The organism is Rothia sp. HMSC076D04 (assembly GCF_001814645.1).
Lineage (GTDB): Bacteria > Actinomycetota > Actinomycetes > Actinomycetales > Micrococcaceae > Rothia > Rothia mucilaginosa.
In genome coordinates, this window is record NZ_KV817369.1 from 137,360 (window position 1) to 155,375 (window position 18,016).

Annotated in this window: 13 protein-coding genes, 4 tRNA genes and 1 pseudogene; all 18 read left to right on the forward strand. The window is 62.9% G+C overall.

The window, feature by feature from the left end:
- A pseudogene (locus HMPREF2980_RS09520) lies at window positions 1-265 on the forward strand (hypothetical protein); the annotation flags it as partial.
- Window positions 266-451: 186 nt separating this feature from the next.
- Window positions 452-1,507 carry a 3-isopropylmalate dehydrogenase gene (locus tag HMPREF2980_RS05050; RefSeq protein ID WP_070688471.1) on the forward strand — a complete coding sequence of 352 codons (1,056 nt, stop codon included), beginning with the start codon at window positions 452-454 and terminating at the stop codon, window positions 1,505-1,507.
- A gap of 354 nt (window positions 1,508-1,861) precedes the next feature.
- On the forward strand, window positions 1,862-2,959 hold the full coding sequence (locus tag HMPREF2980_RS05055) for a branched-chain amino acid aminotransferase (RefSeq protein WP_070633943.1): 1,098 nt from the start codon (window positions 1,862-1,864) through the stop codon (window positions 2,957-2,959).
- Between the two features lie 148 nt (window positions 2,960-3,107).
- Entirely contained in the window at window positions 3,108-3,860 is a 753-nt protein-coding gene (locus HMPREF2980_RS05060) for a fumarylacetoacetate hydrolase family protein (RefSeq protein ID WP_005507404.1), read from the forward strand.
- A 57-nt stretch (window positions 3,861-3,917) separates the two neighbouring features.
- The gene (gene gltX, locus HMPREF2980_RS05065) at window positions 3,918-5,429 is read left to right on the forward strand and encodes a glutamate--tRNA ligase (RefSeq protein ID WP_070690487.1); all 1,512 of its coding nucleotides are present in this window, start codon (window positions 3,918-3,920) and stop codon (window positions 5,427-5,429) included.
- Window positions 5,430-5,431: 2 nt separating this feature from the next.
- Window positions 5,432-5,890 carry a hypothetical protein gene (locus HMPREF2980_RS05070; protein ID WP_070690491.1) on the forward strand — a complete coding sequence of 153 codons (459 nt, stop codon included), beginning with the start codon at window positions 5,432-5,434 and terminating at the stop codon, window positions 5,888-5,890.
- 262 nt (window positions 5,891-6,152) lie between these two features.
- A tRNA-Gly gene (locus HMPREF2980_RS05075) sits at window positions 6,153-6,228 on the forward strand.
- A gap of 526 nt (window positions 6,229-6,754) precedes the next feature.
- Window positions 6,755-6,826: transfer RNA gene (locus HMPREF2980_RS05080), tRNA-Gln, on the forward strand.
- A 22-nt stretch (window positions 6,827-6,848) separates the two neighbouring features.
- Window positions 6,849-6,921, forward strand: a tRNA-Glu gene (locus HMPREF2980_RS05085).
- 381 nt (window positions 6,922-7,302) lie between these two features.
- Window positions 7,303-7,377, forward strand: a tRNA-Val gene (locus tag HMPREF2980_RS05090).
- A 108-nt stretch (window positions 7,378-7,485) separates the two neighbouring features.
- The gene (locus HMPREF2980_RS05095; protein ID WP_070543779.1) at window positions 7,486-8,334 is read left to right on the forward strand and encodes a PD-(D/E)XK nuclease family protein; all 849 of its coding nucleotides are present in this window, start codon (window positions 7,486-7,488) and stop codon (window positions 8,332-8,334) included.
- Between the two features lie 366 nt (window positions 8,335-8,700).
- Entirely contained in the window at window positions 8,701-9,306 is a 606-nt protein-coding gene (gene def, locus HMPREF2980_RS05100; RefSeq protein ID WP_070506019.1) for a peptide deformylase, read from the forward strand.
- 6 nt (window positions 9,307-9,312) lie between these two features.
- Window positions 9,313-10,281 (forward strand): methionyl-tRNA formyltransferase, encoded by a 969-nt coding sequence (gene fmt, locus HMPREF2980_RS05105; RefSeq protein ID WP_070690494.1) that lies wholly within the window; start codon window positions 9,313-9,315, stop codon window positions 10,279-10,281.
- Window positions 10,278-12,281, forward strand: a complete 2,004-nt coding sequence (locus tag HMPREF2980_RS05110; protein ID WP_070690497.1) for an RsmB/NOP family class I SAM-dependent RNA methyltransferase — start codon at window positions 10,278-10,280, stop codon at window positions 12,279-12,281. The genes fmt and HMPREF2980_RS05110 overlap by 4 nt, the downstream gene beginning before the upstream one ends.
- 69 nt (window positions 12,282-12,350) lie before the next feature.
- The gene (rpe, locus tag HMPREF2980_RS05115; RefSeq protein ID WP_070690500.1) at window positions 12,351-13,052 is read left to right on the forward strand and encodes a ribulose-phosphate 3-epimerase; all 702 of its coding nucleotides are present in this window, start codon (window positions 12,351-12,353) and stop codon (window positions 13,050-13,052) included.
- Between the two features lie 353 nt (window positions 13,053-13,405).
- On the forward strand, window positions 13,406-14,479 hold the full coding sequence (locus HMPREF2980_RS05120; protein WP_049356631.1) for an ABC transporter substrate-binding protein: 1,074 nt from the start codon (window positions 13,406-13,408) through the stop codon (window positions 14,477-14,479).
- Window positions 14,480-14,619: 140 nt separating this feature from the next.
- On the forward strand, window positions 14,620-16,647 hold the full coding sequence (locus tag HMPREF2980_RS05125) for a prolipoprotein diacylglyceryl transferase (protein WP_070690503.1): 2,028 nt from the start codon (window positions 14,620-14,622) through the stop codon (window positions 16,645-16,647).
- 198 nt (window positions 16,648-16,845) lie between these two features.
- Entirely contained in the window at window positions 16,846-17,892 is a 1,047-nt protein-coding gene (locus HMPREF2980_RS05130) for a hypothetical protein (RefSeq protein WP_049342129.1), read from the forward strand.
- Window positions 17,893-18,016 lie beyond the last annotated feature (124 nt).

Genomic DNA, 18,016 nt, shown 5'->3' on the forward strand with positions numbered 1-18,016 from the left:
TGGCGCAGGCTACGGTGGCGGTGGCTCCGGTGCTTCTACCTCCTCCTCCGCAATCGTTCTGACCCAGAAGTGGAACAACAACCCCAACGGTCTGCGCCAGAACGTTGGCTTCGCACAGTTCGGTGGCGGCGGTGGCGCTGGTGGCTCCTACGTTGCTCCCGGTGTTTCCGGTGGCTCCATCGAGTCCGCAGGTAACGCTCCGACCGAACGTGGCGTTCGTGGCAACGGCTACGTCAAGGTCTCCCTCTGCAAGCGCACCGCGTAATTGCATAGACCTTTAGGGCTCTAACTCTGAGTGAGAACTCATAACGATATTCCCCGGCTGATGATTCAGCCGGGGAATATTGTTTTAACCGGTAGTATCCATCTATCCCACCCCTCCCTAGCCCAGAGTCTGAGAACCCGCCCGCACACTCTACCGCCCACCCGCGGCGCGTATTACGGTAGAGGCATGACTGAAGCACGTAGCATCGACCTCGCCGTCATCCCCGGCGACGGCATCGGCCCCGAAATCATTACCGAAGCCCAGCGCATCCTCACCCGCGCCTGCGAGCTCGAAAACATCACCGTAACCCCCACCCACTACAAGCTCGGCGCCGAGCACTGGCTGGAAACCGGTGAAACCCTGCCCGACTCCACCATGGACGCCCTCAAGCAGCACGACGCGATCCTCTTCGGCGCCATCGGTGCAGACCCGCGCAGCGGCAAGATTCCCTCCGGCCTCATCGAACGCGAAATGCTCCTGAAGCTGCGCTTCGCCTTCGACCACTACATCAACCTGCGCCCCTCCCGCCTGTACCCCGGCGCAGTCTCCCCGCTCGCCAACCCCGGCAACATCGACTTTGTGGTCGTGCGTGAAGGCACCGAAGGCCCCTACATTGGCAACGGCGGCGTCATCCGCGGCGGCACCCCCCACGAAATCGCCACCGAAGTCTCCCTCAACACCGCACACGGTGTGGAGCGCCTGGTGCGCTACGCCTTCGAGCTGGCGTCCACCCGCCGCAAGAAGGTCACCCTCGTGCACAAGACCAACGTGCTCACCCACGCAGGTCGCCTCTACAACCGCTACTTCACCGAAATCGCGGCTGAATTCCCCGAGGTTGAGACCGACTACCTGCACATTGACGCGACCACCATCTTCATGGTCACCGACCCCGCCCGCTTCGACGTGATCGTCACCGACAACCTCTTCGGCGACATCATCACCGACCTCGCAGGTGCAGTCACCGGCGGTATCGGCTACGCGGCAAGCGGCAACATCAACGCCGTCGGCGAGTTCCCCTCCATGTTCGAGCCCGTACACGGCTCCGCACCGGACATCGCCCGCCAGAACAAAGCAAACCCCACCGCCGCAATCCTCGCCGGCGCAATGCTGCTGCGCCACCTCGGCCACGACGCCGCCGCAGCCCGCATTGAGGACGCTGTTGAAGCAGATATGCGCGAGAACGGCGCAAGCGTGCGCGGAACCGATCAGGTCGGCGCGGACGTGCTCGCACGCCTCGGTTAATACTTGCCCGGCTAAAACTGGCTCGGCTAAAACGTGAACTACGCTAGTGAAGCCCGGAAGGAACACACCTTCCGGGCTTCACCTGTTCACATCCTGAATGGGAGAAAAGGTGCGCATGCGGCAAACGCATCTTTCCGGTACTCTAAACAGGTCAGGCACACCCGCCCGGCACCTCGGCGGTGGACACCATCCACCACTAGCTTTGATGCATCCAACTAGCACAGACCGCTAGATGCACCATCTGCCCCGCACGACAACGCGCCCGGCGGCACACACCGGTCCCTCGCCCCGCCGCGAGAACCGCCACTCAAAGAACGCCCACAGAGGCAACTAGACGAAGAGGAACGCAGAACGATGGCAACCGAATTCAGCCACGAAGCAAACCAGTCACCCGCCACCGCCGAACGCCGCGCCGAAATCCTCGCAAACCCCGGCTTCGGTGACTACTTCAGCGACCACATGGTCACCATCGACTGGGAAGGCGACTACAAGACCGGCGGCACCTGGTATGACGCACGAGTTCACCCCTACGGCCCGCTCGTCCTCGACCCCGCAGCATCCGTGTTCCACTACGGCCAGGAAATCTTCGAAGGTATCAAGGGCTACCGCCACGCCGACGGCTCCGTATGGACCTTCCGCCCCGAGAAGAACGCGGCACGCTTCGCGAACTCCGCACGCCGCCTCTCCCTGCCCGAACTGCCCGAAGAGACCTTCATCGAATCCCTGCGTGAACTCGTGAAGATGGACGAGCAGTGGGTACCCACCGGCGACGGTGAAGCCTTCTACTTCCGCCCCTTCATGATCGCAACCGAGGCGTTCCTCGGCGTTCGCCCCGCACGCCACGTGCAGTACCACGTGATCGGCTCGCCCGCAGGTAACTACTTCGGCACCCCCGAACCCGTGGACATTTGGCTCTCCACCACCTACGCCCGCGCAGGCGAAGGCGGCACCGGTGCGGCAAAGTGCGGCGGTAACTACGCAGCATCCATGATTGCCCAGACCGAGGGTGAAAAGCACGGCTGCAAGCAGGTTATCTTCAAGGACCCGCACCGCGGCGACGCCATCGAAGAGCTCGGCGGCATGAACGTGTTCTTCATCTTCGGCAAGGAAAACAAGATCGTCACCCCCGAACTGACCGGCACCATCCTGGAGGGCGTGACCCGCTCCTCGCTGATTCAGCTCGCCAAGGACCGCGGCATGACCGTCGAAGAGCGCGCAATCACCCTCACCGAATGGCGTGAAGGCGTGGCAAACGGCGACATCACCGAAATCTTCGCCTGCGGCACCGCAGCAGTGGTCGCACCCATCGGCAAGCTCAAGGCAGAAGACTTCGAAATCCCGGCACCCACCGAGCACTTCGGCGAAATCTCCAAGAGCCTGCGCGAAGAGCTCGTCGGCATTCAGCTCGGCACCGTTGAGGACCGCCACGGCTGGATGACCCGCCTCATCTAAACGTGAATCTAACGTAACCCGCGAAATCCCCGCAGGATGCCCCCGCCCGACCCCGCACGTCGCGCGGTGAGCAATCCGCGGGGATTCGCTGTGCCTGCTAAAACCCGACCCGCCGCCCGCACCCTCGAAGGCTGGTACCCTAGAAAGTATGCGTATTGCACGATTTACCGTAAATAATGAGCTCCACTTCGGGCTGGTAGAAGGCGACGCAGGTGAAGAAACCCTGCGCGTACTCGCCGGCGACCCCTTCTACTCGGGTATTGAACCGACCGGCACCACCTACCCCATCGACCAGGTGCGCCTGCTCGCCCCGATTATTCCCCGCTCCAAGGTGATTGGAGCGATCGCAAACTGGGCAGGAACCGAGGCGCCCGCCTCCCCGCAGTTCTTCCTCAAGCCCAACACCACCGTGATTGGCCCCGGCGACCCCGTGACCCTGCCCGAGTACTCCGAAGCCGTCAGCGCAGAAGGTGAACTCGCCGTCATTATCGGTCGTATCGCCAAGTCCGTGCCTCTTGAGCGCGTGCACGAAGTCATCTTCGGCTACACCGTGGCAAACGACCTCACCGCCCGCGACCTGCTCGAAGACCGCCAGTGGACCCGCGCCAAGGGCTTCGACGGCTCCACCCCGCTCGGCCCCTGGATCGAAACCGACCTGGACACCGACTCGCTGAACATCACCACCTGGGTTGACGGCGACGTCGTGCAGGAAGGCAACACCTCCGAAATGCACTACTCCGTAGCCGAACAGGTTGCCGCAGCCTCCGAAATCTTCACCCTGCTGCCCGGCGACGTACTGCTCACCGGCACCCCCGCCGGCATCAGCGTACTGCGCGACGGCAACGAAGTAGAGGTCGAAGTCGAAGGTATCGGCTCCCTCGTCACCCGCGTGCGCGACTAAGCAGCCCGCACCCAAAAACGTAACGTACATCCTGAAACACATCGTCAAGGAGACATCATGACCGAATACCACGGTCCCGTACTCAACAGCCCCGCAGACACCCGCGTCCGCTTCTGCCCCTCGCCCACCGGCACCCCGCACGTGGGCATGGTCCGCACCGCCCTCTTCAACTGGGCATACGCACGCCACACCGGCGGCAAACTGATCTTCCGCATCGAAGACACCGACGCGGCACGCGACTCCGAAGAGTCGTTCAACCAGGTGCTCGAATCCCTGCACTGGCTCGGCATCAACTGGGACGAAGGCGTCGGCGTCGGCGGCCCCCACGAGCCCTACCGCCAGTCCGAGCGTAAGACCGCAGGCATCTACAACGAGATCTTCGAAAAGCTCGTTGAGGGCGGCTACGTGTACGAAGACTTCTCCACCCCCGACGAGGTGAAGGAACGCCGCAAGGCAGCCGGTCAGGACCCGCAGCTCGGCTACGACAACTACGACCGTAACCTCACCGAAGAGCAGAAGGAAGCCTACCGCGCCGAGGGCCGCAAGCCCGTGTGGCGTCTGCGCATGCCCGATGAGGACATCACCTTCAACGACCTGGTTCGTGGTGAAATCACCTTCAAGGCTGGCACCGTACCCGACTACGTGGTCGTCCGCTCCAACGGCGACCCGCTGTACACCTTCGTGAACCCTGTCGACGACGCGCTCATGGGCATCACCCACGTGCTGCGCGGCGAAGACCTGCTCTCCTCCACCCCGCGTCAGATTGCGCTCTACCGCGCACTCATCGACACCGGCGTGACCACCTTCATCCCCGAATTCGGCCACCTGCCCTACGTCATGGGCCAGGGCAACAAGAAGCTCTCCAAGCGCGACCCCGAGTCGAACCTCTTCCTGCTGCGCGACTCCGGCTTCATCAAGGAAGGCCTGCTGAACTACCTGTCCCTGCTGGGCTGGTCCCTCTCCGCAGACCAGGACGTCTTCAGCATCGACGAGCTCGTCGAGCACTTCGACGTACACGACGTTGTCGCCAACCCTGCACGCTTTGACGTGAAGAAGGCAGAGTCCATCAACGGCGACCACATCCGTGCGCTCGACCCCAAGGACTTCCGCGACCGCCTCATCCCGTACCTGCAGGCTGCAGGCGTACTCGGCGAAACCCTCACCGAACGTGAAGAGCAGGTCCTCACCGAGGCTGCACCTCTCGTTCAGGAGCGTATGCAGCTGCTCGGCGAAGCACCCGGCCTGCTCGCATTCCTCTTCAAGAGCGACGACGAGATTACCGTGGCTGACGACGCACGCAAGCAGCTCAAGGAATCCGCACCGCAGGTCCTCGCCGCAGCAATCGAGGCACTCGAGCCCCTCGAGGACTTCACCGCAGCCAGCATTGAGGCAGCCCTGCGCGCCGCAATCGTCGACGGCCTGGAAATCAAGCCGCGCCTCGCATTCGGCCCCGTGCGCATCGCAGTGTCCGGTGAGCGTATCTCCCCGCCCTTGTTCGAATCCATGGAAATCCTGGGCAAGGAATCCTCCCTCGCACGTCTGCGCAAGCTTGCCGCTGAACTGAGCTAACCATGAGCCAGCCGAATAACCAATCCATCATCGGCAAGGCGCTGCTCAAGGGCACCCTCATGGCGCTCACCAACGCCTGCATTATCTGGCTGATTCTGTACATCGCCAACATGGACAAGTCCGTCTTGATGGTGGTCGCTGTTGTCGTTGCGGCAGCCTTCGGATACGTGACTGCCTACTTCGAGGCGCGCGCCGCCCTGAACGCTCGAGAAGCTCAGGCACGGCACGCCCGCGGCGGCGACGTCAGCAGTTCGTCTGACGGCGTAGACACCTCGGACTCTTCGCGTGAAGAGGACGACGAAGACGACTTCGTGGACCCGGGTCCCGACCCGGACGCGGGCGACTTCGACGCCGGAAGCTCCAGCAGCTCCAGCAGTTCGGACTACAGCAGCTACAGTAGCTCCGACTACTCTGGCGGCGGCGACTCCGGTGGAGGCGACTCCGGCGGCAGCAGCGACTAAGCTCTAGAGAGTCCCCTTATCCAGCGGGAATCAGACGGCCGAAAGGTCTGAAGAAACCCGGCGGATAAGGGGATTTTTCGTTCATTTTAAAATATTTTTTGTGATGGGTATTTCCTGTAAAACTACTAGTCAGCATCTTTTAGCGGGTTTTATCTGGGGTTACTTGGGGGAGTGTGGCAAGAATTTGGTTTGCGCACCCCGGCAAAGCCTCGTATAGTAGTATCTGTTGTTGCGACGAAATGAAAAGTTCAAAGCGAAACATGCGGTTGTAGCTCAGTTGGTAGAGCACCACCTTGCCAAGGTGGATGTCGCGAGTTCAAGTCTCGTCAACCGCTCCACTCAAGCCCCGAGGTTAGCCTCGGGGCTTTTTCGTTGTCTCTGGGTTTTTGCTGTCTCCGGGAGTTTTAGTTTTTGGAGGTGCAGGGCAGGGGGGGGCTTTCCCGAGGTGGTTGCTTGGGTGGGTTGGCCGCCGGACTGCTTTGGCTATCTGATTATCTGACTGCCGGGCTATCTAACGACCTGACTGTCTGGTCATCTGGCAGCCAGGAGGTAGTGCAGGAAAAAATCTTCAAAAAATTTGGGACACAAAGCGTGCAGGGGCGAGGATAAAACTGCTCTCTGAGCCACCTCGGAGCTGCTTTGTGGGGTGAAAATCGGCCCCAAAACCCTCTTTTTGAAGAAATTTAAAAAACTTTTTAACTCCAAAAACCCCGGAAACACGCGGAAGTAGCGGGTGTAAAACCGTGAATGTGAGGCGGCTCTCCAGATTTCGGCTTGCACGCCTCCAGGAAGACCCGTATAGTTATTACTCGTTCCGGTGAAAAGCCGAAAGGTAAAAAACGGAACGGTAACTCAATAGAGTAATGGGATATGGTGTAATTGGCAACACGAAGGTTTCTGGTTCCTTTGTTCTAGGTTCGAGTCCTGGTATCCCAGCTAACCTCCTAACGGAGGTTGCGGCCCCATCGTATAGCGGCCTAGTACTCCGCCCTCTCACGGCGGCAACACCGGTTCAAATCCGGTTGGGGTCACACTAGGAAAAAAGCCTTGATTCTTCGGAATCAAGGCTTTTTTGTTTACCCAGCACCTCTGAGTCTAGATTCGGTAATGACTTAGCGACTTCAGCCATGGTTAAAAGCTATCCCTCAAGACGCTAACCCAGTCCCAAAGTCCGTACCTCATGACCAGAGTCCATAAGTCATTACTGAACCTGTAGCCACCTCAATCGGAGGAAGCAGTGCATGAGCAGAGAAGAAGAATCTCCTCGAAAAGCTACAAGTGTTTCGAGAAGCCACCATTTTTGTGGCTTTTCGAAACACAAGTGGCTTCTCGGCGGGAAGGGAACGGGAAGAAAAAAAGGGGAGCGCAAAATTTGACCTTCACGCCAAGCCTCGGTATAGTCTTATCCGTAAGCGTGATTGGCGCAGTGGTAGCGCGCTTCGTTCACACCGAAGAGGTCACTGGTTCGAACCCAGTATCACGCACCAATAACCCCCGTTTCAAGGAACGGGGGTTTTATTATGCCCACCGGTATTTGTGTCCACAAGCAGTACAAACCCAGCCGCGGACACAACCACCCGAGAATGAGGTACCCCGTGACAACACCCGAACTCGCCGCAGCCACCGACTACGGACGCATGTACGCGCGCGTCCGCGGAGGAGAACTCCTCGTCCCCTCCATCACTACCGTCATCGGACAGCACGCCAGCGACCTCAGCGGCTGGCACGGGTACATGGCAGCCAAAGCCGCCCTCGAAGACCAGCGCGCCTACCGCGCCACCGGATCCCACGGCCTCAAATTCGCCATCATCCGCGACGCAGCCAGCGCCTCCGAACGATACCGCGACGCAGCCGCCGCCCGAGGCGACCGCGTCCACAACTACGCCGAAGCCGTCGCCCTGCGCGCCATGGGCCGCGAACACAACCTCGACGAAAGCCGCGAACAGCTCATCCTCAACGGCGAACAGGCCTACGCCGACCGCTTCGACGAATGGTGGGAAGCCTTCAAGCCCCGCCCCCTCGCCGCCGAAGTCACCATCTGGAACGACACCGTCGGCTACGCGGGCACGCTCGACCTCGTCGCAGAAATCGCGGGCCGAACCTGCATTATCGACTACAAAACCAAAGGCACCGACAAACGCGGCCGCGTCAAAGCACTCGACGAGAAAGTCGTCATGCAGCTCGTCGCCGGACTCAAAGCTGAAGAATCCATCGTTGACCCCGACGAAGGCACCTGGGAACCCTGGAAATACGGCGACGCGCCCGTCCTCATGGGCGTGGCACTCGGCGAAACGCAGGTGCTGCCGCAGCAAGCAAACCCCGCCGTGCTCGAACGCAACTGGTACAAGTTCTGCGCCCTGCGCCGCGTCTGGGAATTCGACCGCCAGGTTCAAGAATTTGAAGACCCCGCGCTCATGCCCGTAGTGCCGCCACCTGCGGCATAGGCCAGCACCCCCGCCGACTAGAAGACTGGGCGGTATAGGGGAGTAGCGAGCGTAGGGGAGAGGATCAAACCCCCGAGGAGGTGAGCCCAGGGAGGTGAGGCTCAGCCCTCACCCTGCCGCCTCCACCCCCAGCGCCTCGATTCGTTCTAGATTCGCGCTACCGAATCGGCGACAATAGAACAAATAGGCAGAACGGCGCACCTGCTGTGAAGAATGCGCCCGCTGTGAGAACCTGCTCCTGGGAGACCCCTCCTGCCGAGAGAGCCCGCCAGCGCAGTTTCACCCGCGAGGTTCTACCAGCGCAGTTCTGCCGCCATATTGAAATCCGTAAGCACATTCCCGGCACCCCGCCGGCAAAGGAGAACCATGACCATCCTGAGCATCCGCACCGTAGGTGACCCGGTGCTGCGCAGCGTCTGCGACCCCATCACCGTCTTCGACGACGACCTGGCACGACTCATCGACGACATGTTAGAAACCATGTACGATGTGGGCGGCGTGGGCCTTGCCGGCCCGCAGGTTGGTATCTCCAAGCAGATTTTCACCTTCGGCGGCATTGACGACCGCGAAGGCTACATCATCAACCCCGTGCTTGAGGTTGGCGAAGAAGACCAGGAAGGCGGCGAAGGCTGCCTGTCCGTGCCCGGTCAGAAGTCCGCGACCCCGCGCAAGAACTGGGCGCGCGTGACCGGCGTGGACCGCCACGGCGAACCCCTCGTGCTGGAGGGTGAGGGCCTGTTCGCGCGCATGCTGCAGCACGAAACCGATCACCTGCACGGCAAGCTGTTCATCGACCGTCTCGTGGGTGAAGACCGCCAGCGCGTGATGCGTGCCCTGCGCGCTGCAGACTACAACACTGTCGCCGCGAAGACCGTGACCGAGCGTGCAACCCGCGTGGGCGGTGCCTTCGGCGGCGGTGGCGCGTTCGGTGCAGGCTCTGCCGGTTCCTCCTTCGGCAGCTTCGGAAAGTAGGCTCACATGTTCAACATCATTTACGCAGGCACCCCCGACGTTGCCGTGCCCCCGCTCGACTACCTGGCGAACTCCGATAAAGTTCGCGTGGTCGGCGTGCTCACCCGCGAAGACGCCCCCGTGGGCCGCAAGCGCGTGCTCACCCCCTCCCCGGTCGCGCAGCGCGCCGAAGAGCTCGGCCTGCCCATCGTGAAGGCAAACCGCTGGAACGACGAAGCCGCCGCAGCCATCGCAGAGCTGAACGCCGACGCAGCCGCCGTGGTCGCCTACGGTGCCCTGCTGCCGCTGCCCGCGCTCGAATCCCTGCGCTACGGCTGGGTCAACCTGCACTTCTCCAAGCTGCCCGCATGGCGTGGCGCCGCCCCCGTGCAGCGCGCCCTCATCGCCGGTGAGCAGGAAATTTTCTCCACCACCTTCCTGCTCGAAGAAGGTCTGGACACCGGCCCCACCTTCGAACAGGAATCCACCCCCGTAGCCGCCGACGACACCGCAGGCACCGTGCTGATGCGCCTCGCCACCAGCGGCGGCGCACTGCTTGAACGCACCTTCGAACGCCTCGAAGCGGGCGAGAGCGGCACCGTGCAGGTCGAGGACGAATCGGTCAGCTACGCCTCCAAGATGAGCATTGCCGACGGCCGCCTCACCTGGACCGAACCCGCCGAGCAGATCCTGGCACGCTTCCGCGGCGTGACCCCCGAACCCGGCGCATGGTGCGAACTGGGCGAAAACCGCTTCAAGATCGGTGGTCTGGCGGTAGCCGACGAGCGCCTGGTGGCCTCCCTGACCGAGGCAAACGGCGGCCCCCTCGCACCCGGTGCGGTGCGCCTGCACGCGAAGAAGGTACTGGTCGGCACCGGTACCGAACCCCTGATGCTGCTGCAGGTTCAGCCCGCCGGTAAGAAAATGATGGATGCGCCCGCGTGGGCTCGCGGCGCTGGCAAGGACATGGCGGAAGGCCTGGTGGTACTCGCATGAGCAACGAAAAGCGCCCCTACAAGGGAGGACACGGCAAGCCCGGTCACGCTGGCAACGGCAAGCCCGGCAACGGCAAGTTCAGCCAGGGTAGCGGTCAGGGTAAGTTCAATCAGGGCAGTGGCCAGGGTGAGGGCGGTGCGAAGCGTAAGCGTCGTCGCCGCTCCGGCGCTGGCAACGGCTCGAGTTCTGGTGTGAGCGAGCAGAACCGCCAGCAGTCCCAGAATTCCCAGCGCGCTCAGAACCAGCGCTCGCAGAATCAAAGCTCGCAGGGCCGCCCGCAGAAGTGGGACGACAACTCCCGCAGCGAATCGCGTACCGGCCGCCGCTTTGACGGCCTGACCAGCGTCGAACGCGCCGCACGCCGCGCCAAGACCGAGCACGACGACACCAAACGCGGTGGCGGCGGCACCTCCCAGCGCAATAAGAGCGGCCACGAACGCAACCGCCGCTCCATGTCCGCCCGCGAATTCTCCGCGGCGGCACCCTCCGCACGCTCGCGTACCGCAGACACCGCACGCGCAACTGTCTTCGACGTACTGCGCTCCGTGGCGGAATCTGACGCCTACGCGAACCTCGTGCTGCCCAAGGCGATTCGTAGCCACCGCCTCGACCACCGCGACGCAGGCTTTGCAACCGAGCTGACCTACGGCACGCTGCGCCACCAGGGCACCTACGACGCAATCCTCAGCCGCTGCGTAGACCGCCCTATCGAGAAGGTCGGCACCACCACCCTGATTGTGCTGCGCATGGGCGTGCACCAGCTGCTGAACATGCGCGTTCCCGCCCACGCGGCGCTGAACCAGAGCGTGTCCCTGGCACGCGAAAAGATCGGTGCGGGCCCGGCAAGCTTCATTAACGCGGTGCTGCGCCGTGTCTCCGAGCGCACCCCCGAAGAGTGGTACGAACTCATCATCGAGGACGCGAAGGACGACACCGAACGCATGGCGCTGCTCGCCTCGCACCCCGCCTGGATTGTGCGTTCCATGCGCCAGGCACTCGTTGCGCACGGCCGCCCCGCCTCCGAAATTGAGCAGCTGCTCGAAGCGGACAACCTCGCCCCCGTGGTGAACCTGGTGGCGCTACCCGGCCTGGGTAGCCTCGACGAGGCACGCGAACAGGGCGCCGTCGACGGCGAGCTGGTTGAAGGTTCGGCGCTGTACGCCTCCGGCGACTTGGCACGCCTGGAATCCGTACGTGAAGGCACCGTCCGCGCTCAGGATGCCGGCTCCCAGCTGGTAGCACGCGCGCTCGCCGCAGCACCCCTGGACGGCACCGACACCGCATGGCTCGACCTGTGCGCAGGCCCTGGCGGTAAAGCGGCGCTGCTCGGCGCGCTCGGTATTCAGCGCGGCGCATCCCTGGTCGCCAACGAGGCGGCACCGCACCGCGCGCAGCTCGTGGAATCCTCCATGCGCCCCCTGCCCGAGGACAGCTACACGGTACTCACCGGCGACGGCCGCCAGATCCGCGAGACCCTGCGCAAGAACGCCTCCGACCTGCCCGGTTCCATTGAGCCCGGTCAGCTTTTCGACCGCGTCATGGTGGATGTTCCCTGCTCCGGTCTGGGTGCCCTGCGTCGCCGCCCCGAGGCGCGTTGGCGCAAGTCCCCGCGCGATATTGCCGAGCTGCTGCCCCTGCAGCGTCAGCTCCTGGATGCGGCCATTGAGGCGACCCGCCCCGGCGGCGTCATCGCCTACGTGACCTGCTCCCCGCACGCGGCAGAAACCCAGAACATTGTTGCCGAGGTGCTCGAAAGCGGCGCGGTCAGCCTGCTCGACTCCGCCGCCGCGCTGCGCGAAGTCGCCCTGCACACCGAAGGCGCGAACGGCGAACCCGTGAGCGTGCTGGCGGGGGAGAAGGACCCCGGCCACACCCCCGAGATTAAGGTCAAGAAGGGCGCATCGGTCGTGAAGGCTTCGGAGAACCCGACCACCGCGCAGCTGTGGCCGCACGTGCACGGAACCGACGCCATGTTCCTCGCCCTGCTGCGTAAGAACTAACCTCTTATCCACCCGGTGCCTCGCTCAACCGAGCGGGTGCCGGGGGAGTGCAACCTAAGGACAACACACATGGGTATTGCCATTAACCCCTCCATCCTCTCGGCGGATTTCGCGAACCTGCAGCGCGAGCTGGAGCGCATTTCCACCGCAGACGCCGCGCATATTGACGTGATGGACAACCACTTCGTCCCCAACCTCACCTGGGGCCCGCCGGTGGTTAAGCGTCTGCGCGAAATCTCCCCGGTGCCGTTCGACGTGCACCTGATGATTGAGGACGCCGACCGTTGGGCACCCGAATACGCCAGCATGGGCTGCGAATCGGTGACCTTCCACGCGGAGGCGGCTATCGCCCCCATCAAGCTGGCGCGCACTCTGCGTGCTGAGGGTGCGAAGGCGGGTATGGCGCTGCGCCCGGCAACCGCCGTGGAACCCTACCTGGACATGCTCGGCGAACTGGACATGCTGCTGATCATGACCGTGGAACCCGGCTTCGGCGGTCAGGCGTTCCTGGACGTGACCCTGCCGAAGATCGCCCGCGCCGCCAAGGCGATTGAGGGCGCGAACCTGCCGGTGACCGTGCAGGTGGACGGCGGCATCACCGAAGAGACCATCCTGCGTGCCGCGGAGGCGGGCGCAACCTGCTTCGTTGCCGGTAGCTCGGTCTACGGTGTGGATGAGGCGCTCGGCGGTCCGGAGGCGGCAATCGCCTCCCTGCGTGCGGCGGCCGCATCGGTCAAGCGTTCCGGCACCGGATGCGGTTGCGGCCACTAGCGGTGCACGCTGGTAACGGCGCCCCGCATCGATGACACCCCCGCGCCCATAAAACCTCATACGCCCCGTTGTGAAGACTGCATCCCGTCGCGGCTCTTCGTGGCGGGGCGTTTTGCGTGCCCGGCTTTCTCAACCGCCGCAGATTTATAGTGAGACGACAGCAGGGGAGAGATACCTGTTTAAGCGACATAGTGTCAGCAAGACTATGACAAAGGGTGATATATGTTACCCCGCGCAATTCCGCGGCAAAACCGGGTATCCTGGCGGTCAGAGAAGGCAAACAGAACACATCTTGATGTAACACTCAGATATCTGTAAGGTTAGGTATAGTTTAGTCAAATCTAGGGGGAACTATGTCTTTCAACCGAACCGAGCTGACCGACGCCGAAAACCACGGCGCATCGGGCGTTAACCGCCGCGCATTCTTCGGCCTGGCGCTCGCCTCCTCGGCTGCTCTCGCCCTCGCGGCATGCAGCAGCGAGACCACCACGACCACCACTTCCGGCGGTTCCACCTCCGGCGGCAACAGCGGTACCCGCACCATCAAGGACATTGATGAGGAGAACGTAGAAGTTCCCGCCAACCCGCAGAAGGTTATCGTCCTCTCTGAGCCCACCCTCGACGGCCTGCTCGCCCTCGGCGTGACCCCCGTCGGTTCTGTCTCCGGTCGCGGCCAGTCCGGCGTGCCCAACTACCTTGCCGACCGCGCCAAGGGCGTGCAGATTATCGGCACCGTCGCCCAGGTCAACTACGAGCAGATTGGCAACCTTGATCCCGACCTGATTCTGGTCGACTCCACCGGCGTGGACAAGCGCTCCGAGGCCTTCGAAACCCTCAAGAAGATCGCTCCCGTCGTCTACTGCGGCTACGCGGGTGGCGACTGGCGCATCAACTTCCGCAACGTTGCTAACGCCATGAACATGGTCGACAAGGGCGAAGAAGTCATCAAGGCATACGAGACAAGTGCCGCTACGCTGAAGAACCAGCTCGCCCCCAAGTACGGCGACAAGACCTTCTCCATCGTCCGCTGGGCAGGCAACGGCCCCGCCCTGATTCTCAAGGAACTGCCCGCCGGTCAGGTACTCAACGACCTGGGCCTCAAGCGCCCCGAGTCGCAGGACCGAAACGGTCAGGGCCACTCCGAGCCCGTCTCCCTGGAGAACCTGGCAACCATCGACGCGGACTACATGTTCCTGGGCACCCTCGGCGGCGCAAGCCAGCAGAACCCGAACGCGCAGGGCTCCGCAGGTCTGCAGGGCGCCGAAGAAGCACTGAATAAGGCGAAGGAAACCTCCGGCTTCACCAACCTGAAGGCAGTCAAGGACGACCACGTGATTCTCGTGGACGGCTCCAAGTGGACCTCCACCGGCGGCCCGCTGCTGCTCGAGGGCATTATCGAAGACGTCAAGAAGGCGCTTCCGCTCTAAACGCCCTGTTCTGAACACCCCGTTCTAAATACCCTGTGAAGCAATCACCCGCTGAAGCTTCCGCCACCCTTCCCGCCGCGACCTAAAAACCGCGGCGGGAAGGGGATGCACGACCCACCACACCATCCTCAAGGACCACAATGACCGAAACTCGACCCGTGCGCACCGCAGCCCGCTACGGTGCCGTCGTGGCTCTCGCCGGCGCGCTCATCACCCCCGGAGCAGCGCTGACCGGCACCACCATTGCTTACGCGGACACCCCCGCCGCCACCCAGCAGGCTGATAAGGCTACCGTGACGATTTCCACCGAGAAGTGGCGCGAAGGTAAGCTCGTGCTACGCGGCACCGGCTTTACCAGCACCGCACCCGGTCGCGGCGCAGTGTTCGCAGTGAAGTTCCTCGACGCCCTGCCGGATGAAGCGCACCAGGCGATTAACCCGATCACCAAGAAGGGTGGCAACTCGCCCGCAAACTTCATGGGAACCGCCAAGGAGGACGGCACCTTCGAGGTTGAGGTGTCCCTGCCGACCCCCGAAAACACCGGTCTGACCGCTGAACAGCTGAAGAACAAGGGCTGGACCGTGGAGGGTACCAGCCACCGTATTCAGGTGCTTTCCGGTTCCCTGGGCGGTACGGATGCGGACGGCAACACCTACGACCGTCGTGCATCTGTGTCGCAGAATATTACGTTGAGCGACCCGGCTCCGAGCCCGGCACCGACCGCGGATCCCTCTGCTACCGCTGAGCCCAGCGCAACTGTAGAGCCTTCTGCGACTGCCGAGCCTACTGCGGAGCCCTCTGCTACCGCTGAGCCTTCTGCGACTGCCGAGCCTACCGCGGAGCCCTCTGCTACCGCAGAACCCACCCCGGCACCTACTGCAGACCCCACCCCGGCACCCAGCGAAGACTCGAAAACCTGCACCCCCGCTGACGGCTCCTTCACCCCGCGCCTGAGCATCGAGAACCCCAAGGCGGTTCAGGGCGGCAAGCTGCACCTGACCGGTGACGGCTGGTGCAACCCTGAAGACAAGAAGGCATCCGTTATCGGTCTGAAGATTGACGACGGCAAGGTATCCCGTAACGACGCCACCGCGGTCAACGACAACCGCACCATCTGGGCTGTCATCACCCCCGATGAGAACGGCCATATCGACGCCTGGATTGACCTGCCCACCCGCGACAACGCAGCCTTCAAGAATGACGAAGACGCCGCCAAGTACGCCTCCGGTGAGCACACCCTGCGCCTGCTGACCGGTAGCCTGCGTGAGGGCGACCGATCCGGAACCTACGGCGGCGCCAACAGCCAGGGCGGCATCAACACCACCTTCACCATCGGTGAGTACGCCCCCGTTGATGCACCCGAGCCGGTCAACGCCTCCGAACTGACCGCTGGTAATGGCGTGCAGGTGAGCCGTGACGGCTCCACCGTGACCGTGACCGTGCCGAACGCTGAACCGGGCACCTGGGTGTACGCCGCAACCTACCTCGGCAACTCCCCGCAGACCCTCTACGGCTCCGGCTGGAAGCGCCTGGATGGCAACCGTAGCTTCAGCTACGAAACCAGTGTGAGCATGCCCGCCGCAACCTACCGCGTGGTCGTGCACAACGGCAACCAGGGCGCTGACAATGCGGTGCTCGGTTTTGCTGACATGACCGTGGAACGTGCTGTTACCCCTCGTCAGGACGTTTCCCGCGATGAGCAGGACGCCACCGACCAGCTGGTCGAAGAGCTGAACGAGAACCCCGCAACCGCAACCTCCACGGCACCTGTGCCCATGCGTAACGCGGGCGGCCGCATCAGCACCCGCGCCACCGACGTGGACGCATCCCTCGCCGCGCTCTCGCAGAGCACCGCCCCGGTCGTGAACCGCGTGCAGGCTAAGGCGAAGGTTCAGAACGCGCAGAAGAACCTGGCAACCACCGTGCAGAAGACCGAAGCCAACGCGAAGAAGGCAGTGAAGGCTGCCGCCGGTTCGCAGAACTCGCAGAACACGCAGGGCTCACAGAACTCCGCCGCAGGCACCAAGGCACAGGGCCCGACCATTGAGGGTACTGAGCTGACCGGTCTGACCAAGTGGCTGGTCAACAACGCCAATAACCTGCTGCTCTCGGCGGCTGGCCTGGTGGTTTTGGCTGCGGCTCTGCTGCTGCGCACCTCCAAGAAGTAAGCTTTCTGACCACACATTCACACCGGCACCGGCTCACGCCCCACACTCTTGACCTCGAACCCTTGAACAGGGGAGTGGGCCGGGTGCCCCTCCAACCACTCGGGTCACGACCCGCTGAACTGCACCGACCTACTGAACTTCACTGACACGAACCCGGTAGCGTTCAGCTTCGACCCCGGTAATTTTGAAAGGACCACCATGCGTGCACCTTTTTCGGGAGCCCCGAAGGCATCCCTGACCTCTAAGGCGCTGACCGCCTGCGCTGCCGCAACCCTGGCGCTGGGCTTGGGCGTTGGCACTGCATCCGCTCTGCCTCCGGGCGGTGCGAAGGCATCTACCCCCGGCACCTCTTCGACTGTTTCCTCCTCTGTGAGCGAGCACGGCGTGATTTCCTTTAGCGTGAGCGGCTTCCCCGCAAACACTGTGGTGTCCGTGAAGGTGGACGACGGTAACCTGTGCCCCTCCGATGCGGCACAGGGCGCTTGCGTGGTGCACCAGCAGAAGACCGATGGCAACGGTAACGTCTCCGGTTCCTTCGTTCTGCCGGATGTTGGCGCTGGCACTCACACTCTGCGTTTCCTTGCAACTGGTGAGAAGCGTGACAAGGACGGCAAGTACCTGGGCACCGAGGCGTACAGCAACCGTAGCCCCGAGTTCACCGTGGTGGGTGAGGGCGGTTCGGATAATTCCTCCTCGAACTCTTCGGGTTCTTCCTCGAACCGCGGCTCTTCCAGCTCGAAGAGCAACGGTGGTTCCTCGAACGGCGGCTCGAACTCTAACAACTCAGACTCTGCAGACGAGGCTCAGGGCTCTAACGATTCCAACGAGTCCTCGTCCAATGGTGGTTCGAACGGCTCCTCGAATGGTTCTGCAGGTGGCGCGGCTGAGGCTGAGACCGTGTACACCGACGCTGAGGGCAACACCATCACTAAGGAGGAGTACGACCGCCTGAACGCGGAAGCTGACTCTTCCGGTACCTCCGGTACCTCTGGCTCTTCCGCTGCGCCTGCTGCTTCGGCTTCTGCAAATGCCCAGAAGAAGGCGACCGCTTCGGCGAGCGCATCTTCTTCGTCTTCTGCGCGCGGTACTGCGTCGAACCCGAGCGCTTCAGCTTCGGGCGCGGCTAACACCGCATCCACCGTTCAGACCGTGACTTACGGTGCTGCGTTCCCGTGGATTGGCGTGGTGGTTCTGGGCGTAAGCATTGTGGGTGCCGCTGCGCTGCTGCTGACCCGTAAGCGCTAAGACTTAACGTCGGATGCGGGTGGGGGAGTAACCCGCCCGCTCCGGCGTTTCTCTCATTATCTACCGGTGTGCCGGGTGCCCCTCGTGTGGTGTGGGTGCGCCGGGTGTGCCTCCCCGTTTTCTT